Consider the following 23,615-nt stretch of genomic DNA (forward strand, 5'->3'; position numbering starts at 1 on the left):
TTCGATGACGGTAAGGAAAATTTGGTGTAGATTAGCTAGTGTTCCATCCTCCTTGACAAAAATGAAAAAAATTTTTGCTAAGGAGGACTTTTTGATAGGAAACAACCAAAGAAATGATTCAAAACTAGTAAACGGACAGCATTCATCCGTCCGTTATAATATAAAAGTCATTGAAATACACGGTTTTCCTTACATCAGTTTTTACGCAACCCTACATAATTTTTCATTACTCACTTGACTCGTCTGTGTCTCCTGATTCCTCTTCTGTTGATTCTTCTCCCGATTCTTCAAAGAATAATCCATCTTCCGATTCCTCTTCTGTCGATTCATCCCCTGATTCTTCAAACAATAATCCGTCTTCTGATTCTTCCTCTGTTGATTCCTCAGCTGATTCCTCTTCTGCTGATTCATCTCCAGACTCTGTTAATCCATCTTCTGATTCTTCGTCTGCTGATTCGATTTCATCAGATGATTCCTCTAACACGAAATCACTTTCCAGTTTTATTACAAAATCTTTGGATAATGGACCCATCATTGTTTGAAATGAATTTTGATATACCAATTTTTCCTTCAAAACATCATCCTCTTTGAGCACAATGTTATTTAAGTTTTTCTCCAATTTTATTCTCCTCCCCTTGAGTTTTCAAAAACCTAAGACATCTTACGATAAACCAGATTTATAGCAATCCTAACTTTAATCTATTCTAAAAACATTAAAAATTTACCAAAAATTCATCTACAAATTCAGCGATTATTCTAGCCTTCACACACTTTAGGAGCATATCCACAATCATTTTTTCGCAAGGTACATTCCCATCCTTATCCTGTTGAACATAAACTATGTTCAGCGGAATATTTCAAATTCCTCTCCCAAATACCACAAACAAATTAAAAAATAAGCCTTTGTCCGTTTCAAATATTTCCCACAACGAATTTAATAAATATAAGGATTTTTCATAGTCAAGTTCAGCCCGTTCACAAATTGAAAATAACCACTGTTTGTAACATCGTTAATCATAAGTTGAACTTAACATACGAAAAATCCATCATGAATGGAAAGGAGCTGTTTCCCATAAAGATCGCAATGATTTGTACAGAAATGCTAACCGTACCTCCTATCAGAGGAGGAGCCATACAAATATTAATAGATGGCGTGACTCCCTATATAAGCAAAATACACAAATTAACCATTTATTGTATTACTGACTCTGAACTTTCTGACTATGAAGTGGTAAATGGGGTTGAATACATTCGGGTTCCCAAAGAGAATTATGTCTTCAATGTGGCAAAGGAACTGGAAACTAAGTCTAAAAACAAAGAATTTTATGATGTCATTCACGTATTCAATCGTCCCCGTGATTTACTTATCTACAAAGCCGCTATGCCAGACAGTCGTTTCGTATTGAGTCTTCACAATGAAATGTTCCGAGAAGATAAAATCTCCTTTGAGTTAGGAAACTTAGTCATTCAAGCCGTAGATAAAATTATGTCCATTAGCGAGTACATTGGTAAAACCATAACGGACCGGTTCCCTTCAGCCAAAGGAAAAGTGAAAGCTGTCTATTCCGGAATTAATTTAAGCAACTATAAACCCGTTTGGGATCCAGATGCCCAAGTGATAAGAAACGAATTACGGAAAAAGTATGGTGTGGAAGGAAAAAAAGTAATTTTATTTGTTGGCCGCTTAAGCAAGGTAAAAGGTCCAGATATCCTCATTCAAGCAATGAAACCAGTTATTCAGAATTTTCCTGATGCCGTATTAGTTATTGTCGGAAGCAAATGGTTTAGCAACGACCGGATTGATGAATACGGATTAGGACTTCGCCAGCTTGCTGAAACACTCGGAGAGAATAAGGTCATCTTTACTGGTTTTGTACCTCCTAGCCAAATACCATCCCATTATCTAATTGGGGATATTTTTGTATGTAGTTCACAATGGCAGGAACCATTAGCCAGAGTGCATTATGAAGCCATGGGCAGTGGATTGCCTGTTATTACAACGAATCGGGGTGGCAACGGGGAGATTTTGAATCATCTCAATAACGGAATCCTTATTGAAGACTATACAAACCCGGATGCTTTTACAGAAGCCATTTCATTTTTATTATCCAATGAAAAGGAAGCAAATAGAATTGCCAAAACCGGCAGAGCATTCGTCGAAGCTAATTTTGGATTTGAACATGTAGCAGAACGTTTAGAAAACCTCTATCTGTCTGCATTGAAAAAGAATGAATCTTAAGGAGGGTTAAAATGGATACGATTTTTTCAGAAGTCGTTAAAAAAGTAATTTCCCATTATCCACTAGAAATGAAAAATATCTATTTGCTGTCTTATAAAGGGAAAAAAGCGGTATGGTCCATTGAAACAGATATTGGCGAGGTGATCATGAAGAAAGTTCCCTTCTCTGAAGATCATATTTCATTCATGATTCATGCAATTGACTATTTGAGAAACAATGGAATTCATACACCAGGGGTATTGAGAACCCGTACGGGAGAAGGTTTTGTAAAGCTGGATGACGAATATTTCGTAGTTTTTGAAGCAGTGTATGGAAGACAACCTGAGTATAAACATGAAAATGAACTGCTAATGATTTTAAGAGGCATGGCCTCTTTTCACAAAGCTTCAAAAGGAATTGAATCACCTACTGGCCAGTTTCCATCGTTCTTATTGCTTGAATGGAAATCAGATCTACAAAGAAGATATGAACGGTTAGTAGCTTGGAAGGAACAAAGATCCCAAGTCGAGGACAAAGCCGAATTTGACAAAAAATTTTTAGCGCATGCAGATACTTTTTTACAACAGTGTCAAAAAGCTCTATCCATGTTAAATACTCCATTCTACGATCAGTGGGTGGAAGAAACGAAAAAGACAAAAACTTTATGTCACCAAGATTACGCAGCCGGGAATTTGGCTATTGGAAGTGGCGGACATTTATATGTTTATGATATGGACTCCTTAACTGTCGATCTTCCAGTTCGTGATATGAGAAAAATATTGAACAAAGTCATGAAGAAAAGAAAAGCTTGGGATATCGAACTAATGATGAAAATGATGAAAGCCTATCAAGAAGTGAATCCGTTAACGAAAGATCAATACGCCATTCTTGCAGCAGATATTCAATTTCCACATTTAATTTATGGACAAGTTTCCAAATATTACGAAAAACGAGAACCAAAATGGACGGTACAAAAACATATTTCAAAATTAAGTGATATGATTGCTACCGAATTGAGTAAAGAGGCCGTACTACAAGAATTCCTTTCTCGTCTCGATGAGGTGACCCAGCATGGATGAAACAATGCGTGACCTTGAATTAGGAAAACAATTAATGGCTGAAAATTATCCTCACCTCCAACTAACGAACATTGAAATCATCCAAGGCGGAGGAATCAAAACCGTTTGGAAAGTAGAAACCACTGAAGGAACTTTTTGTTTAAAGCGAATAAGAAAGTCCCTCCCCATTGTTAAATTTACAACCAGTGCCCAAGCCTATCTTTCTTCTAAAGGAGCTCTCGTTGCAGCTATTATTCCAACGAAGGATAACAATCTCTATTTTGTTCATGAAGGATACGCCCTTGTGCTTTATAGCTGGATTGAGGGCACGGACTTAGATATGGAAAAAAATCAAGAACACCTTGAAATAGGATTAAAGGGATTAGCTCAATTTCATAAAGATACAGTTGGATTTGTTCCTCCATCTGATTGTGAAACATATAATCGTATGGGGGTATGGCCAGACAACTTCAAAAAAATGCTTGAGGAATTTAAGCAATGGAAATTGGTTTCAGAACAGCTTAATACCCCCTTTCATCAGACTTATTTAAACATCGCTGATGAAATCATTGAAATGGCCGAGAAATCCGTACAACTCCTTGATCGTTCTTGCTATCATGAATGGGTAAAAGAAATTGGTGAATATGGCTACATGTGCCATCAGGATTATGGAAAAGGAAATGCACTCCAAACTGAAAAAGGTGTTTATGTATTAGACCTTGATAATTTAGCCTATGACATTCCTCTCCGCGATGTCAGAAAGCTGATTTTTAAACGTATGGCGGAATTAGAAAGCTGGGATTTAAACCTAGTTGAACATTTAATTAATTGCTACGCATCCGTCTTTCCGCTAACTGAAGATCAACGAAAAATCATTTATATCGATCTATTATTCCCGCATAAGTTTTATGGCTATGTGAAAAAGCCATTTAAAAAGGGAAAAGACGGAGAAATCAGGAAGCTTTTAAAAACTTTTAAAGTCGAAGAAGACAAGATGCCCGTTTTAAGGAAATTATTACAATTAGATTAAGGTGAGGTGGTAAATAGTGAGATTAGAAGAAGAATTTGTAGGAAGAAGAATACATTTTGCAGAGCTTTTAAAAAGAGTTGCCAGTCAGCTTGAATCTGATACTTTTCAAGTAAGAGGAAAAAAAATTAACATGCCAGATGAGGACATGGAATTTAAAATCAGTCACAAAATGGACTATGGAGCAAATAAGTTGACCATATCCATTGAATGGCTTGATCAGGAAGAATGATGGACTCTTTCATTAACAAAGGCGCAAGCCGCCCTAGTCTGACGACATATGTCCTCCTTCCTAAGCAAAGAATTTGGTGGTTTGATGCTTAGGCTACCAAAACCATTCTTGTGGCGAACTTCCTCAATCTCTAATGATATATCCTACTAAATAGTAAAAGCCGATTATATTACAAGATTCATAGATTCTTGTAAATAATCGGCTTTTTATCTTCTATTAAGCAGCTTGTTGCTTAGATTCATTTAATGTTGCTAAATATGACTTGGCTTGTTCTTTATCAAATTCGCCTTCCCATTTAGACATAACTACGGCTGCCAATGAGTTTCCAACAACATTTACCACCGTTCTAGCCATATCGAGAATTCGGTCAATACCAGCAATGAATGCTAGTCCTTCAATTGGAATCCCAACTGTTCCTAATGTTGCTAATAATACAACAAATGAAACGCCTGGAACACCAGCAATTCCTTTTGAAGTCACCATTAACACTAGCATTAAGGAAATCTGGTCCACAATAGATAAATCAACCCCATACATTTGAGCAATAAACAATGCCGCTAATGCTTGATAAAGGGTAGAACCATCCAGATTAAAAGAGTAACCTGTTGGAATAACAAAGGAAGTAATTGATTTCGGACAACCAAACTTCTCCATTTTCTCCATCAATTTTGGCAATACCGTTTCAGAACTTGAAGTCGAATAAGCCAAAATTAACTCATCTTTTAATAATCGAATAATATGAAAAATATTCACACCAACTAATTTAGCAACGATACCTAAAACGACCACAACAAAGAATGCCATTGTAGCATAACCAAGGATAACTAATTTTCCTAACGGAACTAATGATTCGACACCAAATTTTGAAACCGTAACTCCGATGAGGGCAAATACACCAAACGGAGCAAATTTCATCACTTGATTGGTTACCCAGAACATCGTATCTGCTACACCTTGGAAGAAGGATATAATAGGTTTCCCCTTCTCTCCTATCGCTGTAACACCAAGGCCAAATAAGATGGAGAAGAAAATGATGGCCAAAATGTTTCCATCGACAAATGCTTTAAAAATATTTGGCGGAACAATATTTACAAATGTTTCAGCCATTCCGTGACTTTCTACTGATTCAGCAGTTTCTACGTAGCTATTAATATCCGTTTTTTGTAAGCTCCCCATATCAATACCAGCACCTGGCTGGAAAATGTTCGCTGCCAATAATCCCACAATAATCGCAATCGTGGTAATAATCTCAAAGTAAATAATCGACTTCCCACCGATTTTTCCAAGCTTCTTTGTATCCCCCACACTAGAAACCCCAACAATTAAGCTGGAAATAACGATAGGAATGACGATCATTTTAATCAGACGTAAAAAGATATCACCAATCGGCTGTAAGTATTTCGCAACATTTGGATTACCATAAAAAATGGCACCCACCACAATACCGAGAATAAGTCCAATTAGAATTTGCCATGCTAAACTTATTTTCTTCATTAAAGCACCTCTTTCCTTTTTAATAATTTGAAAGATAGAATAGTTTCTTTCTTAAGGAATAAAAGCTACAATATACTATGATATTTGCGGGAATTTCTGAGAGCGTTTTCTCTGAGGATAAGACTTAAATAAAATATAAAGTACAAACTACACAAAAAAACGAAAAACCACAAAAACCTACAAATATTTTTAATCGATACTAATCATAGGGAACAAATCGAGCTTTAATATCAACATGAATTAGTAAAATAAGGTTGTGGAAAAAAAGATGAACTTCAAATATTTATCCAAAAATGAACTCCTCATGTTGGTAGCAATGGTCATTCTCGTACCACTTGCTGGGGAAATTAAGTTTTATCCCTTTAATGAAATTTATAGGGTCAGCTTTGGTCCACCTGCCCTCTTTCTCTTTTTATTATGGCTGAGAAAGGTTCCTACTGTTATTTGTGGATTACTGGCAGGTCTTTCAGTTCTAACATTTCGGATGATTCTTGATGGAATCCATCCCCAGCCATTTGATTGGATGAATGCCTTACAGGCTAATTTTCCATCTTTCACATACTATATCGCCTATTCCCTTGTTTTCTTTTTATTAAAAATACACCGGTATAACCAACGCCCGTGGGTAATCGGCATATTGGGGATTTTTAATGATTTTGCTGCAGGTTTAATCGAATTAACAATTGAAGTCCTTTCCTTTGGAACTTTTCTTACATTGGATGCCATCTATAAAATTTTTATCATTGCTATTTTTCGAAGTTTTTTTGTTATTGGATTTTTTAGCACAATGAAATTCCATGATTCCAAGCTAAAGGAAGCGGAAATAAAAAAGCGGAACGAACATCTGATGTTACTTGTTTCCAATCTTTATGCAGAGACTATTTTATTGAAAAAATCGCTACAACACGCTGAAGAAGTAACAAAGCAATCTTACAACCTTTACAAAGTATTACAACAACTGAAGCAAGGGAAGAAAATATACAATTTAAATGAAATCCCTCAACAAGCCTTAAGGATAGCCGGTGAGGTACACGAGATTAAAAAAGATAATCAGCGGATTTTATCCGGACTTTCCAAACTGATTTCCGATGAAAATCTCCATGATTATCTCGATATCCAATCGCTCTTTAAGGCTATAGTTCGGAGCAATAAAAACTATGCCGAATTACTTGGTAAAGACATCCATTTTGATTTTTCCTATAGTGGTTCCCATCCGCCATACCATGTATATACGTTTATTTCGATTATCAATAACCTAGTCGCTAACTCCGTTGAGGCCATTATGGATACGGGCAAAATCATACTTTCTGCTGATCAACAAGAGGATTGGCTTACGCTCCGGATTGAAGATAACGGCCCTGGAATTCCTACTTCCCATAAAGAGGTCATCTTTAAACCTGGATTTACTCTAAAATTTGATAGTACCGGTAAATCCTCTACTGGTATTGGACTAACCTATGTTAAAGAAGTCGTTGAAATGCTTGAAGGTAACGTAACACTAAATGAACCAAAAGAAGGCAGCGGTGCTATTTTTATCATCCGCCTGCCCATTGAAAAACTGACAAGAAAAGGTGATTAGCTTGAGATTTTTTATCATAGATGACGATGAATCTGTTCGTTGGATGCTTAGTCATATTATTGAAGAAGAGGGGCTTGGTACGGTAGTTGGCGAAGCTTCAGATGGTATGGAAGTTGATGAAGAACTATTAAACCTAAAAAATGTAGATATTTTATTGATCGATCTTTTGATGCCGATTCGTGATGGGATTGAAACTGTTCAAGATCTAGCACCTGAATTTTCAGGGAAAATTATTATGATATCTCAGATAGAATCAAAGGATCTAATCGGGCATGCGTATTTAACGGGAATTGACTATTATATTACAAAACCGATTAATAAAATTGAGGTCGTCTCTGTCATACAAAAAGTCATGGAACATATCCATATGGAAAGATCTATCCAAGACATTCAACGCTCCTTACAAAATGCAATGAATTTTAGTTTGAACCAACCAGGTATGAAATTTCATCGAAGGAAATCATTATCTGCTTCCACTCGATTACTCCTTTCTGAACTAGGCATTGCCGGAGAAAGTGGTAGTAAAGATCTCGTTGAAATCATGCAATTTTTATATGATAACGAGAAGGAACAACTCATGATTGATGAGTTTCCTCCATTAAAAGAGATTTTTAGATCGATCGCATTAAAGAAGCTAGGGGAATCCGCCAATGAAGAGGCTGTAAAAAAAGAAGTAAAAGCGTCTGAACAGCGAGTACGAAGAGCCGTTTATGCATCCTTAAATAATCTAGCTTCTCTCGGGTTAACCGATTTCTCTCATCCGAAGTTTGAAAACTATTCATCCAAATTCTTTGATTTCAACACCGTGCGACAAAAAATGAAAGAATTAAAAGGCAAACAACCAGCAGGGTCTGAACCTATCCGTATCAATCTAAAAAAGTTTATCCAGGCTCTTTATTTTGAGATCCAACACTTAATGCTAGATTGATCTTAAAGAAATTCCTAAACATTTCAACTAACATTTCTATAAAGAAACGTTAAAGAAGGGGGAGGAATGAATTGAACTTATTTGTTAAATCAGAGAAGCAAAAGTTATGGCTGGAGCGCTTGTTGAAAAAAGAACAAAAATTCAAAGAGAATTCAGCTGATATTGATGAACGAGCCATATTTCCAAAAGAAAATATTCAGGATTTAGTAGAAATGAAGTATTCAAGTGTAACCATCCCAGTTGCTTATGGGGGTGAAGGATTCCAAGTTTATGATATGGTCCTTATGCAAGAAACACTAGCCCGTTTTGATGGAAGCACGGCTCTATCAATGGGCTGGAATCTTAGTGTAATCGGTGAAATATTTGAAAGAAAAATCTGGTCGGAGGAAAAATTGAACTTTTTAGCAAAAGAAGTCCTTCAAGGAGCTCTAATCAATCGAGCCGCTACTGAGGTCCAAACAGGCAGTCCAACACGAGGCGGGCGTCCAGGAACAACGGCTGTAAAAAAAGATGGGGGTTGGGTACTAACAGGTAGGAAAACTTTTACTACGATGTCCCCCATGTTAACCTATTTTTTAACCTCTGCATGGATCGAAGAAAAACAAAGGATTGGATTTTTTTTGTTACATAAAGATTTACCTGGACTATCGATTGAAGAAACATGGGATGTTATTTCCATGAGAGGTACGGCCAGCCATGACCTAGTCCTTGATCATGTCATTGTTGATGATTCAATGCTAGTGGAGCTACCGGATGCACCTAGGAGCGAAAAAGTAAATGGCTGGCTGCTGCATATCCCCGCCTGTTACTTAGGTATCGCCCAGGCAGCAAGGGATTATGCCGTCTTTTTTGCCAATAACCATTCCCCTAATAGCCTCAATGGTCCCATTAGTCAATTAGCAAATGTTCAGCAGTTGCTGGGTGAGATTGATTTGGAATTAATTCGAGCGAGACATCTTATTTACAGTGTAGCCGCCACTTATGATGATGAATTATACCGGAAGTATATAAAAAATGAAATTGGTGTAGTGAAACATACTATTACGAATTCTGCGATCAAAATTGTCGATAAAGCGATGAGAGTGGTTGGAGCCAAAAGTCTGCAGCGAAGCAATCCTTTGCAACGGTATTACCGTGATGTACGTGCCGGTCTGCACAATCCTCCAATGGATGACATGACCATAAAAAAACTAGCACTTTCAGCTATTGAAGAAGGAAAACAGAAACACTCGAGTTAGAGACGGATGGACTGAAATTTTTACACTTAGACAAGGGAGGGCGATTGGCATTCTTGTATTAGGCCATTCTCGAAATCAAAAATAAAACTTCTTCCCATATAAAAAACGGCTCAGTACCAAAACTGAGCCGTTTTCTACTAGTCTATATTCATTTAATTATATTATTGCAATACTCGTACAGCATTAGTAAATTGGGAAGGGTTAAATGAAGCAATTTTCACCACATCACCCGTACGAGGCGCATGAATGTATTGTCCTCCACCAATATAAATGCCAACATGGTGTGCTGGGTTCCCTCTAAATACTAAGTCCCCTGGTTGTAACGCATTTAAAGGAACACGTTTTCCAACATTTTGCTGGTCACGAGAAACCCTTGGAAGATTAATACCGACAGAATTGCGGAACACATATTGAGTAAATCCAGAACAATCAAATCCACTTGGAGTAGTACCACCCCAAACATATGGAACACCTAGGAATTGTTTCGCATAAGAAATGACCTTATTAGCTGCATCTCCACTAGGCTTACTAACTACATTTCCAGATGGTGTAGATGGTTTTGATGTTGTAACCTTCTTAGAAGTTGTTTGTTGCTGTGTAGAAGCTTGTTGAGTTTGTTGAGCTGCTTGTTGAGCTGCTAATTGTGCTTGTCGCTCAGCCTCTTGTTGAGCTGCTAATTGTGCTTGTCGTTCAGCTTCTTGCTGAGCTGCTAATTGTTCCTTCTCTTGTTGCAATTGAGCTTCTGCTTGTGCTAATGCATTTTCCACTTCTTTTTTATCTGCTTCAATTTGTTTTTGTTGAGCAGCTAATTCTTCTTTATTCTTTTGGAATTTTACTAATTCGTTATGTAATCTTTCTTCAGCCTCTTTTAAGGCAAGTTGTTTTTCCTTTAAACCATTCAATAGTTCAGTATCACTTTGGATGATTGCTGAAATCGCAGTAAAGCGAGTTAAAAACTCAGAAATATTCTCAGAGGATAATAATAGCTCAGCGTATGATGCAACAGAAACTCTTCCTTCTGCCTGAATACTTTTTAACCGTTCTGCATAAATTTGTTTATGATTCTCTAAATCTTTTTTAGCTGCTTCTATCTCAGCCTTCGTTTTATTAATTTTTTCTTGTTGTGAATTGATTTTTTTATTCAGCTCTTCACTTTTCACCATTGCTGAAACAATTTTGTCATCTAATTGTTGAATCTTTGTTTCAAGGCTATCAATTTGTTTCTCTGTCTCATTGATTTGTTCTTGTGTTACTGGAGCTCCCGGCTCTGCAAAAGCTGGTGTAGTTTGAAACATGGTTGCAATAATCGCAGCCGATACTGTGTATTTAAAGAATTTCTTCATCATTACTAAATCTCCTCTTGTTCCCTATCATTATTTCAAGTTTCAATTCTATATATTAGTTTATATGCCAAAAGAATGAAATACAATAACACTGTCGATAATGTAATATAATTGTAATTTTATGTAGAAAAATATAAAAAAACTTTATGTATTTTACTAATCAGGACCCATCCTATCTGTTAACCACCATAATAATACAGGTAAATTTAAGATATTCCAACAAATATGCCCATCTTTTTATTAACATAAAGAATCCCTCGAACCATGCGGAACGAAGGATTGCCATTTAACCCTATAAGCTTGTAAACATACTTTCGGTTATTTTAATATACATCACGTTGATAACGGCCCTGCTTCTGCATTTCTTTCAAATATGCTTCAGCTGCATCTCGAGGCATTGCGCCTTCTTTTTCAATGATAGTAATCAGAGTTTCATGAACGTCTTTGGCCATATGTTCCTTATCACCACAGACGTAGAAATAGGCACCTTTTTCAATCCACTCAAATAATTCCTTGCTATGTTCAATCATTCTGTGCTGTACATACACTTTTTGTTCCGAATCGCGGGAGAATGCCGTATCAATTTTCGTCAATACCCCATCTTGTTGATATTTTTCCAATTCTTCTTGGTAAAGGAAATCCGTTGCTTTATGCTGGTCACCATAGAATAGCCACATGCGACCAGTAGCTTTATTTACGGCACGTTCCTCAATGAAAGAGCGGAATGGAGCAATGCCTGTACCAGGACCAACCATAATGATATCTTTATCGTCAGACTCTGGTAAATGGAAGTGTTTATTTGGTTGTACAAAAACCGGAAGTGTATCTCCTTCCTGAACACGCTCCGCACATAATACTGAGCAAACGCCTTTTCGATCTCGTCCATGAGCATTATAGCGTACGGCACCAATCGTTAAATGAACTTCATCTGGATGAGCGGCCATACTGCTTGCAATGGAGTAAAGACGTGGAGGCATTTTTCTTAATAAAGAAACGATTTCCTGGGCTGAAGCTTTCCATGGACCAAAATCCCGCAACATATCCAGTAAATCACGCCCATAGCAATAATCCTTTAATTTGTCCGCATGTTCAGCTAACACAAGACTTTTCAATTCTTCATTTTCTGTAAAGGAGGCAGCCTGCTGTAAAATTTTCTTTGTTAATAGGGTGATTTCATAATGGTTTGTCAGGGCTTCCTTTAATGACATTGTTTCTCCTTGTTTACCAACGGTGACAATTGTTTCTTCATCCCAACCCATTTCCTCTATAAGGGAAGCCACAAGTTCCGGGTCGTTAGAAGGGACGATACCTAGTGCATCTCCTGGTTTATAAGAAAGACCTGAACCTTTTAAAGATAACTCTAAATGTCTTGTTTCTTTATTAGAACCAGATCCATTTAAATTTATATTTTTAAGTATTTTAGCTTGAAATGGATTCGTCCTTGAATACGCACTTTTGGTAATTTTCGGATTGTCTGCAGTCATTTGCATTGCTCTTACCTCCAAAAGTTATATATAGTATTTTGACACATCATGGTCAAATAATTTTACTCCTCAAATCTTATTATATACGAGGAAACGATTCCTTTTTAAAATTCTTTTAATTTATAAAATAAAGAATTTTATAAAAACATTTTGTTTTATAGAAGAACACTATCTTCCTTCCCATCTATTGTCTTGTATAACGTACTTATTTCGTTCACCCAATAAAGCTTCCAACCACAAATCCTAAATATGCAAGGAGCATTCCCGCACTATAAGTGATGATTATGTAAAGTAAAAAATTTTTGTTATCCTTATTTAAGTATAGTTTTATTAATTCTAGTTTAAATGTGGAGAATGTCGTAAATGCCCCCATAAATCCTGTCCCCAATAAAAGCATGATCATCGCATTTGCTTGAGCACCTGTAATAATTCCTAATAGAAAGGATCCTATTAAATTTACGATGAGGGTTCCCATCGGTATACGATATGGTGCTATTCCATTTAATTTCTTACTAAAAAAATATCTAGCCATGGCCCCAAAAAATCCGCCAAGCCCAACTAATAATATATGGACGGCTGTCATGATTCTTGCTCCTCCCGATTCATATAAAACCCTAGTCGACCCATTCCTAATCCTCCAAAAATACTTATGGTTACATAAACAATCCCTAACAAAGTATGTCCATTCTGAAACAATTCAACAGTTTCTACACTGAGAGTGGAAAATGTGGTAAACGATCCAACTAATCCAGTTCCAACAATGGTTGCCGTATCAGGAGAGATCGAGAGTCTTTTAAAAATATTAGTGGTTAACCATGCCAATAGGAAACTCCCAATTATATTAATGATAAATGTGGAAAATGGAAATGGGCTATTTGTAAAAATCATCATACCCACTAAATACCTTAAAATAGCTCCTAGCATCCCTGCTAAACCTACCCAAAAGTAAATCATTCCCTACCCCCCTAATGAAAATATGGACGTTTGCACTTCGAGCGTTTTCTTTTCTTCTGGTAGACCGGAGTGCTATCTTAGCGCTTTAGCACCTGCTCGGATTTCTAATCCCTACACACACTGTAATACTCCCTATTTACCCATACCAAAAGGATTCTTTTTAAATACATGTCTTACTTAGTTATTATAAAAAAGTGTGGTTTTTTTTCATATGATGAAAAATTCAACAATCCAGTATAGAAACGGGATGGTAAAAATACATAAAAATGTCGTAAGCAATACACCTAAAGAAGAAAAAATAGCATCTCCCCCATATTTTTGTGCATAGAGAGAAATCGTAGGTGCGGAAGGCATTCCAGACACAATAACAGCCAGCACTAATAAGGAAGTTGGGACAGAGAATACCGCAAACGGGATTAATAGTAATGGAATAAATAAAAGTTTTACGAATGCCATTTTCCACAAGGAAAGATTTTTCAACATGGAAAAAAGAAACTCATCTTTCACATTGGCCATTAAACTCCCGATTAATATCATTGATAGCGGAATTGTCATTTTTCCAACTATTTCGAGACTGTTAGAAACAAGATGAGGCAAACGTATGGGTAATAAAAAAATTACTAATCCTGCCACTGTAGAAAGAATTCCTGGATTCAGAAAGACCATTTTCCATCTTAAGACGGTCTCATTTTTATTAAAGAGATAGATCCCATAAGACCAAATTAGTAATAAATAAAAGATATTAAACATGGTTAAGTAAACAATTCCTTGTTCCCCAAAAATAATAAATATGACAGCATATCCAATAAACCCTTGGTTTCCAAAAATAATTAATCCTTCGTACACACTTTTTTGTTTATCTGGAAGTCGAGAAAGTCTTCTCATCCATAAAGCTAGAAAAATGGATAAGACAAGCACATAAACAGACATGAATGTAAGCCACAAAAATTCTTTAACTAACGTAATTGAAAAGGAAATATCCATTGAAAATAAAATCAAAGCTGGCAATGTTATATATAGAATCAATTGTGTTAACACATCATTGGCATTTTCATTAAGGATTCCACTCTTCCTCGCAATAAAGCCTAATAGGGCCATTCCATATAGTGAAACCATTTCCTGTAAAAATTCTCCTGTCGTATCCATGAAATCCCCTCCTTTTTTAATGGTATGAACCCATCATTAAGAAGGTTATTAATTATAGGAATGACAGACATTCCTTTCCAATATCAAACAATTATAAATAAAGGAAAGATAGAAAAACCTAAAAAAGACTTGACTTTAATGAAGGTGATAGAATGGAACATCAACAATTTCAAGCAGGAGATATCGTCTATGTTTTTTATCGGAATCCTCATACACAAGATGTTGCCAATATCCAAGAAGCAGCAGTTGTAAAAAATCCTGAAAAACCAGATGAATTGGCTTTATTTTTGTATGAAACCTATTACCCGTTGACCGATGAAATCGCTGTTTATCGTACGGAGGAGGAAGCAAACCTGGCGTACAATTACTATTATGGAGACGAGTCAGAAGGGGTTTTAACATGATTCAACCATTTACACCTAAACTTGTCTATTTTGAACCAGATGCTTTAAATTATCCCCTTGGGAAAGACCTATACGAGAAATTTAAAAAGATGGATGTAGAAATTCGCCAAACCACTTCCCATAACCAAGTAAGAAATCTACCGGGAGAGAACGATTTTCAAAGATATCGAGTGGCAAAGTCAACATTGGTAGTGGGAATAAGAAAAACCCTTAAATTTGATACTTCAAAGCCATCAGCTGAATATGCGATTCCATTGGCAACAGGGTGTATGGGACACTGTCATTATTGTTATTTACAAACCACAATGGGAAGCAAACCCTACATTCGTACATACGTCAATGTAGATGAAATTCTTGAGGCTGCCGATAAATACATGGAGGATCGAGCTCCAGAGATAACACGGTTCGAAGCATCTTGTACTTCCGATATAGTCGGGATTGATCATTTGACCCATTCTCTTAAACGAGCCATTGAACATTTTGGAAAAACTGAGCTAGGCAAACTACGATTTGTTACAAAATTCCACCATGTCGATCATCTATTGGATGCTAAACATAATGGGAAGACCAGGTTTCGTTTCAGTGTGAATGCTGATTACGTCATTAAAAACTTTGAACCAGGTACCTCCCCATTGGAGAAAAGAATTGAAGCTGCAGGAAAAGTTGCAAGAGCAGGATATCCTCTTGGATTTATTGTAGCCCCCATTTATCTTCACCAAGGGTGGGAGGAAGGATATTATCAGATGTTTAAACGTTTAGCAGCAGAATTACCTTCTGAAGCAAAAAAAGATCTTACCTTTGAATTTATCCAACATCGATTTACCAAACCAGCTAAAAGAGTCATTGAGAAGAACTACCCGATGACAAAATTAGAATTAGATGAAGAAAAAAGAAGATATAAGTGGGGAAAATATGGTATTGGAAAATATATTTATCAAAAAGAGGAAGAAGAAGATATAAAAAAGCATCTATACTCATATATGGAGAAGTTTTTCCCTGAAGCAAAATTAGAATATTTTACATGATTTAAATTTAACCTATCAACTTCGTCCTATCATGGTCAATGGAGTTGATAGGTTGTTTATAACCTAATTTTCCAAACCGTTAAAAAAAACTCAATATGTAGCCAATATTTTATATGTTCTTAAACGTAATCATTGACCTTACAAAGCCATACCATATGGTCAAAATCTTTTCCCCAGTAATCTTTTACAATTTTATAAGGTTCTCCAAATTTCCTTAACCATTTTCTTTGGGCACGCTTGTATCCACTATCTAAACAAAATTGTTCAATCCCTAATTCATGAAGATGCTTGATCATAGCATGAATCAAAATTGATCCCACACCTTGACCCTGATAATGAGGTAATACATAAAGGCTGCCCAACTCCCCTATCGCATCTAGCTCATGATTTGTACATTTTTTAATATCAGTCCCACAAGGACCGAAAGAAATCGTTCCAATTACACGCTCATCCAATTTTGCAACAAGAAAGAAAACATCTAAATCTTTATTGTCCAACGAATAAGAGAATAGATTCCTTTTATTCTCAATCTCTGCTAAAATATCTTCTTTTAAATCTCCAAGACCCTCTTTCTCAAAAGCATCCCTAATCGATACTTCAAAAACATCATAGGCAGATTTTATATCTTCCTTAGTAGGCTTGATTATCATAACGTCATCCATCATAGCTTTCTCCTCCTTTCTTATAGAAGAAAAATTTCAATCCACATACCACTGACTAACAATATACAAAACAACCGAAAACCCTTTCAATAATTTCATAACATGTAAATCATCATCGGGATGTGGCCATTTTATTATAGAACAAGCTCCCATGTTTCTCCGATTAAGTCTTTACCAAAGCTATGATGTTCTTCCTGTTCTACTAGCTTAAATCCAGCTTTCGCATAGATATGTCTTGCTTCTAAGAGAACGCTATTGGTCCATAAAACAAGCTTTTTGTAGCCAGCATGTCTAGCAAAGGTAATACACTCTTGTACTAGACGGCTTCCAAGTCCAAACCCACGTGCTTTTGGCTCTACTAATAGGAGTCGTAATTTAGCTACTGTCTCACTACTTTGGACAACAAACACTGAACCTACAATTTCCCCATTCATTTCAGCAATAATACATCGCTCACGTTCAGGTTTGTAATGGTTAATGAAATCTGCTGTAATCTGAGCTACAAGTGCCTCAAATCGTTCATCCCAACCATATTCTTGGGCATATAGCACTCCATGCCTGTGAGTAACCCAGCCCATATCACCTGGCTGATGACTTCTTAAATAAACTGCTTCAGAAAACTTAAAGTTTTTTTATCCAAAATTGTTTCGATATCGTGCATCGCTTTCAGTAATTTTTGTTGCTCATCTTCACTGAGCGTATTTAATAGCTCAGCAACTTCATTACGTGAACGCTGATCAAGTTCAGAAAACACCTTCATCCCTTCCGATGTAAGGCGAATATGAAACTGTCGTCCATCCTGTTCTGAACGAACTCTTTCAGTGAGCCCCTGCTCCTCAAAACGAGTTAGGATACGGCTGAGATATCCGGCATCTAGGCCTAGCTCACGTCTTAACTTAGTTGCCGTCGGATTATTACCATTCGCAATTTCAAAGAGAATTCGCACTTCAGTTAAAGAAAAAGAACTGTGCAATAATCCTTCACGCAAGACTCCTATTTTTCGTGTAAAAAATCTATTAAACTGACGAACTTGATCAATTTTGTCATTAAGTGTAGTAATATTCATAATTATCACCCTTTCGTTATTTTTCTCAATATATATGAAAATAGTTGGCTATGTCAAATAATTATTTGAAATAGCCAACTATTCGTTTTTTATATGGAAGTATAGTTTTTTATATGGAAGTATAGTTTTTTAGAGGATTTAATTGTAGAAAGATAATCATCAAGGGGAACGCACGACCAAGTTAGCCGTACTGAAATAAAACGTAATAAACAATGTCTTATTGAGCTTGACCATAATCAAAGATACACTTTCTTTCCTATAAAAAAAGCGCAAGCACTCTATTATCGGCATATTCTTCCCGCCTAAAAAGCAATCTTTCTTAGTCGTGCGATGCTGATGCTTCTGATGTCTACTCCCTTGTAGTGCTTTCAACTGAGTGAAAGGAAACACAGTTATCTGGAGGCGATTGGATGTTAACAGATCGTAGGTGAAACTGAAGGACAATGACCGTTATGGAGCTTGCGCATGACATTTTTTGAATTCAAAAAGTTCTAATACAAATAAAGTTTATTCTACTAGTGTAGAAATTTGCCAAATGATACCAAATTTATCTTTAACTTGCCCATATGAAGGACTCCAAGGTGTTTCACCTAGCGGAAGGATAACTTCCCCACCATCTTGTAATTTTTCAAATACTTCTTTTGATTTTTCAACATCATTTACCATTAAAGCAATAGTAACTTGTGTCCCAAGCTGATATGGCTGATCAGGAAATGTATCAGATAGCATAAGAAACGTATTTTTTCCCACTCTTAAATTTGCATGCACTACAAGATCTTTCATTTCATCAGATAGAGGAAATTCTGGATTTTCAGGAAGGTCTCTGTATGTTTGAACTCCTAAATTTTCTGCATCCAATGCATTTTCATAAAATTTCACAGCTTCTTTTGCCTTACCATCCAAAATTATATAAGGATGTACCCCTAAAATCATGCTATTCACCTCATTTTTATTTGTAATGTATGGACAATTTATAAGAACATACATTCGTATCATACCATATATTTCATTTTAATGGAAGTGTTTTCATGAATATAATATAACCTTCAATATGAAAAATAATCCTTTTTAATTAAGAATCGATTTCTAACTTCCATTTTATAAAATTGTTACTTATTTATATTAAAAAGCTTCCATTCAACTATCTTAAAAATAGAAATGAATTCCCTGAAAGGCTATACTAAAATAAGTGAAGGTAATCATTTTTTTCGTAATGAGGGAAAGCATGAATAAAATAATGATAATTGAGGACGATGAAAAAATTAGACGGATAGTTGCCGATACATTAAAAAAATGGAAATATGAAGTAGTGGAAGTGACACAATTTGACCAAGTTTTAAAGGAATTTGTACAGGAAGAGCCTCACCTCGTCTTATTGGATATAAATCTTCCTGTTTTTGACGGGTATTACTGGTGTCAGCAAATACGTGCTTATTCAAAAGTACCTATCCTATTCCTTTCATCTAGAAATCAAAATATGGATATTATTATGGCGATTAATATGGGCGGGGATGATTTTATCCAAAAGCCTTTTGATTTAGATATTCTTGTCGCAAAAATCAATGCACTCATTCGCCGTAAATATACCTATCAATCAGATAACCATTTAAAATTCAGCCATAAGGGCTTAACTTTACATGTGACGAATTCAACCATTGAATATAACGGACAAAACACGGAGTTAAGCCGCAATGAATTCATTCTTTTGCAATTGATGATGCGGAATATCGGAAAAATTGTTTCTCGCGAAGACTTAATGCAAGCATTATGGAATGAAGAACAATTCGTTGATGATAATACTTTGACTGTAAACGTGAACCGAATACGAAGAAAAATTGCCGCTCTTGGCCTCGATCATTTCATTGTTACTCGGAAAGGAATGGGGTATTTGATTGAATGACTTTCCTACGCTTTCTGGCCTATGAAAAACCTTATATATTCCTATATCTGACAATTTTTTTGATTACGGCTGCGGTATTTTTTACCGAATATAATAGTGACTGGTCATGGGGTACCTTCTTCTATGCCCTCTCCCTTTCTTCCATTGTGTTACTTGGATTTTTATTATTCCGCTACCATCAAAATATCCGTGTCATCCGACAAATGATAAATGAAAATGATGAAACGTTGTCACTTGAAGGTGAGTTTGCCAAAGCATACATTGATGAATTAAGAAAAGAGCACATTCGTGAAATGAATCGTATTCAAGATCGGCAGAAGGAACATTATGACTTTATCGTTTCTTGGTTTCATGAGATCAAAACACCCATAGCGGTTCTCCGATTGCTGGAGCAAACAGAAATGGATCCAAGTAGTATAAGAGAAGAAATAGCGAAAATCGAAAATTATGTCGACCAGGCTCTTTATTACGCCAAGCTTGATAGTTTTAATCAAGATTACGATATTCAAAATTGCGACTGCATCCAAATTGTCAAAGAAATTGTAAAAGGCCATGCAAAAACCTTTTTTTCTAAAAAAATCCGTATTAACATCCAGGCAGATTTTCTGGAGGTTCAAAGTGATCCGAAATGGCTGCAGTTTATTATCAATCAATTAGTAACCAATAGTTTAAAATATACTGAACCTGGCGGTGAAATCTCTATTTCTGTATTGGAATCACTTGAAGAAAAACAATTACTTATTTGCGACAATGGGATTGGTATTAGCCAAAAAGATCTTCCACGAATTTTTAATCGAGGCTTTACCGGAGAAACAGGCCGTACACATACAAAATCAACTGGCATGGGATTATATTTGGCACAACAATTATCGAAAAAGCTTGGCCATTATATTACTTGTACATCCAAAGTTGGCGTCTACACCCAATTTATTATTCATTTCCCACAAGATAGTGATCCTTATCTACTATTACAAAAAAACACATGATGAGTAGCTACTCATCATGTGTTTTTTTCATTGATTATTCGGAAGTAAATCGATGTAGATGATACGTAAAAGATCAAATACGTTAACACATATAATCCCATGACAGAAAAAATAATCATCGTTAAAGACGGTAATTCTTTAATTACGGCAAGGGCTGTGTAGTATAAAAAATACCAACTGTGTAATAAACCAAGAATTAATGGTGGTAAAAATACGAACAGCAATTGTTTGCGAATAATCCTTTTTATTTCTTTATTTCTAACCCCCATTTTCCGCAATATGGCATAATGTTCTCGCTGTTCTGTAGCTTCGCGAAGCTGTTTAAAGTAAATAATACTTCCTAAAGCAAATAAAGCAATAACTGCCAAAAACGCAACAGAAAACAATATTAAGGAAGATGATTCCGTATCTCTAGAATACATATCGATATAGGCTGAATAATAGGCCCCTTTTGTTTTCATCACTATATCATAGATTTCTCGTGATACGTCATTCGATGTTTTTGGATCTTTTATTTTATATATTTCAAATGATAAAAGTGAATAATCTTCTTTTAAGTTATGAAAAACCTCATCAGGAATAATGAGAACGGAAGGTTGAATACCGGTATCTCCATTTGGATTCGTTGGAATACTTAACAATGGATAACGTATTTTTTCAACAATACGAAATGTATAATTTTCTAAAACGGTAATTTGATGCTTTGATTCATTATATTTTGTTGGTTGATCCACTCCTCTAGTTAAAACAATTGCTTCATTATCTTTTAAATCTACTTTTTTTCCGACTCCTCGTAAATCAACAATTGCATTTAACTGTGACTCAGGAAACAGATAAAACTCTTCTGTGTAATATTCAGGATAGTTAAAAAATCTATTTCTATTTGGAATTTTTTCTGTTTGAATTCCTGTAATTGTTTCATGACCTATAATTGGATGCGAATCATTCATAATTTGTTCAATTTGTTTTTGTGTTTCATCATTTTGCTTTGAGAAAGCAAAATGATTTGGATATTCCATTTTTACAACTTCACTTTTTATCGCATAGTCTACAGCAATAAATCCAACAGTAAAAATAACAATTCCGCTAAGAAGTGAATTAAACGTAAAGTTTACTGCATTTCCTCGAATAGAAAAACGAAGAGAAGAAATCCACAACATATTGTTTCCAGTAAAATAATTCTTCCTTAGACTCATTTTTTGTAATATCCAACCGGAAAACTGGCGGAAAAATAAGTATGTTCCAATAATCAATGCCACTGTGGTAGCAATTAAAATTTCATTAAAATGATCTTTCCATAGATCCGTATCCCTAGCTAGAGTAATCATATAGTAAGAAGAGGCAATCAATATAATGGATAAGATCGCAAAGCCAAAAGAAAATTGAAATGGTTTGTCCATTTTTTCTTTTGCATGAAATAATTCCACTAATTGTACGCGTCGAACACTAAAATAGCTTTGAATCGTGATGATACCGATTAAGAAAGCAAATAAAAGAATAGTTAAGACAATAGCTTCCATTGGAAAAGCAAAAGAAATATCGTTATCGTAACGCATTAAGTTCATTAATACCGCACCAAAAAATTTCGATAACAATCCGCCAATTAATATACCACTCGTGACAGAAATAGCACTCAAAAATACTGTTTCAAAAAAGACCATTGTTGCCACTTGTCTTTCTTTCATTCCATAAAGCAAAAACATCCCAAATTCTTTTTTCCGTTGCTTCATGAAGAATGAGTTTGCATACAAAATAAAGAAGACGATAAATAAGAATACCAATATAGAGGCAAGGAAAATCATCATTTGATAGTTTTCTTTATTTTGAATGGCATTCACTACATCCTCATTAAACATTAAGGCTGAAAAGGTAAAGTATATCACCACTCCTACAAGCATGGAGATAAAATAGATCGTATACAAGCGGAAATTCCGTTTTATATTCCTCCATGATAAATCAAGCAAACTCATCGCCGCTCACCACCTAAAGCACTTTGAATTGTCAAAATGCGATCGAAAAATTCTTTCTCCGTTTGCTCCCCTTTAAACATTTCATTGACAATCCTTCCATCACGCAAAAAGATAACACGATCACAGTAACTAGCAGCATACGGATCATGAGTAATCATTAAGACAGTAGTATGAAATGTTTTATTTAACAATTGAAGTTGTTCGAGTAGCTGGGTAGCAGATTTTGAATCAAGTGCACCTGTTGGCTCGTCAGCAAACACTATCGCTGGATTGGTAATAATTGCTCGTGCTGCTGCCGTACGTTGCTTTTGACCGCCGGAAATTTCAGAAGGATAATGATGTAAAATGGATTCTATATTTAAGGCTTCAATCAATTTTTCTAATCGCTTTTCCATTTCTTCTATCGGTGTTTTTTGTAATGCAAGCGGCAGTAGGATGTTTTCTTTCACTGTTAAGGTATCCAATAAGTTGTAATCTTGAAAAATAAATCCCATTCGTTTTTGACGAAATTCTCTTAGAGCTGATCTTTTCATATCTAACAATGATTTTCCCTCAATCCAAATATCTCCACCATTAAAGCCATCAATTCCCCCAAGAGTATTCAATAATGTCGTCTTCCCAGAGCCTGATGGCCCCATGATCGCAGTAAATTCCCCTTGTTCAATCGTTAAATCAATATTTTTTAAGACTTGTGTTTTCCCGTAAGATTTCGACAAGTTCTTTGTTTGAATAATTTTAGTCATATTCTCATCCTCCTCACCGCCATACTATACCGAAAACTTTATCCCCCAACCATCGATTTAACAATATGTAAAGTGACATTTTTGTCATGTTACTCTCCATTATTAACAAAAATTGAAAAAGAAGTAGTGACAAAAATACCCGGAAATTGAAAACGATA

Annotated in this window: 24 protein-coding genes; 11 read left to right on the top strand and 13 right to left on the bottom strand. The window is 35.7% G+C overall.

The genetic code is table 11. From position 1 onward, the window contains the following. Positions 1-226: 226 nt before the first annotated feature. A complete protein-coding gene (locus tag G4Z05_RS09275; protein ID WP_163251689.1) occupies positions 227-619 on the bottom strand; it encodes a hypothetical protein in 393 nt (130 codons plus the stop codon). A 429-nt stretch (positions 620-1,048) separates the two neighbouring features. Here G4Z05_RS09275 and G4Z05_RS09280 point away from each other — a divergent pair, with 429 nt between their 5' ends. Genes G4Z05_RS09280 through G4Z05_RS09295 form a run of 4 tightly spaced genes read left to right on the top strand, consistent with a single transcriptional unit; the run spans position 1,049 to position 4,535 of the window. Beyond that, positions 1,049-2,239: a glycosyltransferase family 4 protein gene (locus G4Z05_RS09280; RefSeq protein WP_205597504.1), complete on the top strand. Its 1,191-nt coding sequence runs from the start codon at positions 1,049-1,051 to the stop codon at positions 2,237-2,239. A gap of 11 nt (positions 2,240-2,250) precedes the next feature. After that, positions 2,251-3,297, top strand: coding sequence for a CotS family spore coat protein (locus tag G4Z05_RS09285; RefSeq protein WP_205597505.1), 1,047 nt, complete (start codon positions 2,251-2,253; stop codon positions 3,295-3,297). Next, complete coding sequence (locus tag G4Z05_RS09290) at positions 3,290-4,306, top strand: CotS family spore coat protein (RefSeq protein ID WP_163251693.1); 1,017 nt, start codon at positions 3,290-3,292, stop codon at positions 4,304-4,306. The genes G4Z05_RS09285 and G4Z05_RS09290 overlap by 8 nt, the downstream gene beginning before the upstream one ends. A 16-nt stretch (positions 4,307-4,322) precedes the next feature. After that, complete coding sequence (locus tag G4Z05_RS09295) at positions 4,323-4,535, top strand: hypothetical protein (protein ID WP_163251696.1); 213 nt, start codon at positions 4,323-4,325, stop codon at positions 4,533-4,535. Between the two features lie 216 nt (positions 4,536-4,751). On the opposite strand, the gene G4Z05_RS09300 is transcribed toward G4Z05_RS09295, so the two are convergent. Continuing rightward, positions 4,752-6,029, bottom strand: a complete 1,278-nt coding sequence (locus tag G4Z05_RS09300; RefSeq protein WP_163251698.1) for a cation:dicarboxylate symporter family transporter — start codon at positions 6,027-6,029, stop codon at positions 4,752-4,754. Between the two features lie 268 nt (positions 6,030-6,297). Between G4Z05_RS09300 and G4Z05_RS09305 the strand changes: the two genes are divergently transcribed. The 3 genes from G4Z05_RS09305 (at position 6,298) to G4Z05_RS09315 (ending at position 9,774) form a co-directional block, all read left to right on the top strand. Beyond that, positions 6,298-7,608, top strand: a complete 1,311-nt coding sequence (locus tag G4Z05_RS09305) for a sensor histidine kinase (RefSeq protein ID WP_163251699.1) — start codon at positions 6,298-6,300, stop codon at positions 7,606-7,608. 1 nt (position 7,609) lies between these two features. Next, positions 7,610-8,536: a response regulator gene (locus tag G4Z05_RS09310; protein WP_163251701.1), complete on the top strand. Its 927-nt coding sequence runs from the start codon at positions 7,610-7,612 to the stop codon at positions 8,534-8,536. 71 nt (positions 8,537-8,607) lie between these two features. Further along, on the top strand, positions 8,608-9,774 hold the full coding sequence (locus G4Z05_RS09315) for an acyl-CoA dehydrogenase family protein (protein WP_163251703.1): 1,167 nt from the start codon (positions 8,608-8,610) through the stop codon (positions 9,772-9,774). A 161-nt stretch (positions 9,775-9,935) separates the two neighbouring features. Here G4Z05_RS09315 and G4Z05_RS09320 read toward each other — a convergent pair whose 3' ends face one another. The 5 genes from G4Z05_RS09320 to G4Z05_RS09340 form a co-directional block, all read right to left on the bottom strand. Then, positions 9,936-11,120: a C40 family peptidase gene (locus G4Z05_RS09320; protein WP_163251705.1), complete on the bottom strand. Its 1,185-nt coding sequence runs from the start codon at positions 11,118-11,120 to the stop codon at positions 9,936-9,938. Between the two features lie 320 nt (positions 11,121-11,440). Further along, positions 11,441-12,607 carry a sulfite reductase subunit alpha gene (locus tag G4Z05_RS09325; protein WP_163251706.1) on the bottom strand — a complete coding sequence of 389 codons (1,167 nt, stop codon included), beginning with the start codon at positions 12,605-12,607 and terminating at the stop codon, positions 11,441-11,443. Positions 12,608-12,815: 208 nt separating this feature from the next. Beyond that, complete coding sequence (gene crcB, locus G4Z05_RS09330; RefSeq protein WP_163251707.1) at positions 12,816-13,184, bottom strand: fluoride efflux transporter CrcB; 369 nt, start codon at positions 13,182-13,184, stop codon at positions 12,816-12,818. Beyond that, entirely contained in the window at positions 13,181-13,555 is a 375-nt protein-coding gene (locus G4Z05_RS09335) for a fluoride efflux transporter FluC (RefSeq protein WP_163251708.1), read from the bottom strand. The genes crcB and G4Z05_RS09335 overlap by 4 nt, the downstream gene beginning before the upstream one ends. A 207-nt stretch (positions 13,556-13,762) precedes the next feature. Further along, on the bottom strand, positions 13,763-14,701 hold the full coding sequence (locus G4Z05_RS09340) for an AEC family transporter (protein ID WP_163251709.1): 939 nt from the start codon (positions 14,699-14,701) through the stop codon (positions 13,763-13,765). Positions 14,702-14,853: 152 nt separating this feature from the next. Here G4Z05_RS09340 and G4Z05_RS09345 point away from each other — a divergent pair, with 152 nt between their 5' ends. Both G4Z05_RS09345 and splB read left to right on the top strand, forming a co-directional pair. After that, positions 14,854-15,105 carry a transcriptional regulator SplA domain-containing protein gene (locus G4Z05_RS09345; RefSeq protein ID WP_163251710.1) on the top strand — a complete coding sequence of 84 codons (252 nt, stop codon included), beginning with the start codon at positions 14,854-14,856 and terminating at the stop codon, positions 15,103-15,105. Continuing rightward, complete coding sequence (gene splB / locus G4Z05_RS09350) at positions 15,102-16,130, top strand: spore photoproduct lyase (RefSeq protein WP_163251711.1); 1,029 nt, start codon at positions 15,102-15,104, stop codon at positions 16,128-16,130. Before G4Z05_RS09345 ends, splB begins: the two co-directional genes overlap by 4 nt. 119 nt (positions 16,131-16,249) lie before the next feature. Here splB and G4Z05_RS09355 read toward each other — a convergent pair whose 3' ends face one another. From G4Z05_RS09355 to G4Z05_RS09365, 4 genes are all read right to left on the bottom strand, one after another. Beyond that, entirely contained in the window at positions 16,250-16,795 is a 546-nt protein-coding gene (locus tag G4Z05_RS09355; protein ID WP_163251712.1) for a GNAT family N-acetyltransferase, read from the bottom strand. 131 nt (positions 16,796-16,926) lie between these two features. Next, entirely contained in the window at positions 16,927-17,370 is a 444-nt protein-coding gene (locus G4Z05_RS16525; RefSeq protein ID WP_240465354.1) for a GNAT family N-acetyltransferase, read from the bottom strand. Between the two features lie 20 nt (positions 17,371-17,390). Continuing rightward, complete coding sequence (locus G4Z05_RS16530; protein WP_240465355.1) at positions 17,391-17,858, bottom strand: MarR family winged helix-turn-helix transcriptional regulator; 468 nt, start codon at positions 17,856-17,858, stop codon at positions 17,391-17,393. 507 nt (positions 17,859-18,365) lie between these two features. Continuing rightward, the gene (locus G4Z05_RS09365) at positions 18,366-18,791 is read right to left on the bottom strand and encodes a VOC family protein (RefSeq protein ID WP_163251713.1); all 426 of its coding nucleotides are present in this window, start codon (positions 18,789-18,791) and stop codon (positions 18,366-18,368) included. Positions 18,792-19,083: 292 nt separating this feature from the next. On the opposite strand from G4Z05_RS09365, the gene G4Z05_RS09370 reads away from it, so the two are divergent. Both G4Z05_RS09370 and G4Z05_RS09375 read left to right on the top strand, forming a co-directional pair. Further along, positions 19,084-19,758: a response regulator transcription factor gene (locus G4Z05_RS09370; protein ID WP_163251714.1), complete on the top strand. Its 675-nt coding sequence runs from the start codon at positions 19,084-19,086 to the stop codon at positions 19,756-19,758. After that, the gene (locus G4Z05_RS09375) at positions 19,755-20,744 is read left to right on the top strand and encodes a sensor histidine kinase (protein ID WP_163251715.1); all 990 of its coding nucleotides are present in this window, start codon (positions 19,755-19,757) and stop codon (positions 20,742-20,744) included. Before G4Z05_RS09370 ends, G4Z05_RS09375 begins: the two co-directional genes overlap by 4 nt. A gap of 14 nt (positions 20,745-20,758) precedes the next feature. Here G4Z05_RS09375 and G4Z05_RS09380 read toward each other — a convergent pair whose 3' ends face one another. Both G4Z05_RS09380 and G4Z05_RS09385 read right to left on the bottom strand, forming a co-directional pair. Next, positions 20,759-22,714, bottom strand: coding sequence for an ABC transporter permease (locus tag G4Z05_RS09380; protein ID WP_163251716.1), 1,956 nt, complete (start codon positions 22,712-22,714; stop codon positions 20,759-20,761). Continuing rightward, on the bottom strand, positions 22,711-23,457 hold the full coding sequence (locus tag G4Z05_RS09385) for an ABC transporter ATP-binding protein (RefSeq protein WP_163251717.1): 747 nt from the start codon (positions 23,455-23,457) through the stop codon (positions 22,711-22,713). The genes G4Z05_RS09380 and G4Z05_RS09385 overlap by 4 nt, the downstream gene beginning before the upstream one ends. Between the last annotated feature and the right edge of the window lie 158 nt (positions 23,458-23,615).

The sequence above is a fragment of the Neobacillus thermocopriae genome, assembly GCF_010975035.1.
Lineage (GTDB): Bacteria > Bacillota > Bacilli > Bacillales > Cytobacillaceae > Neobacillus > Neobacillus thermocopriae.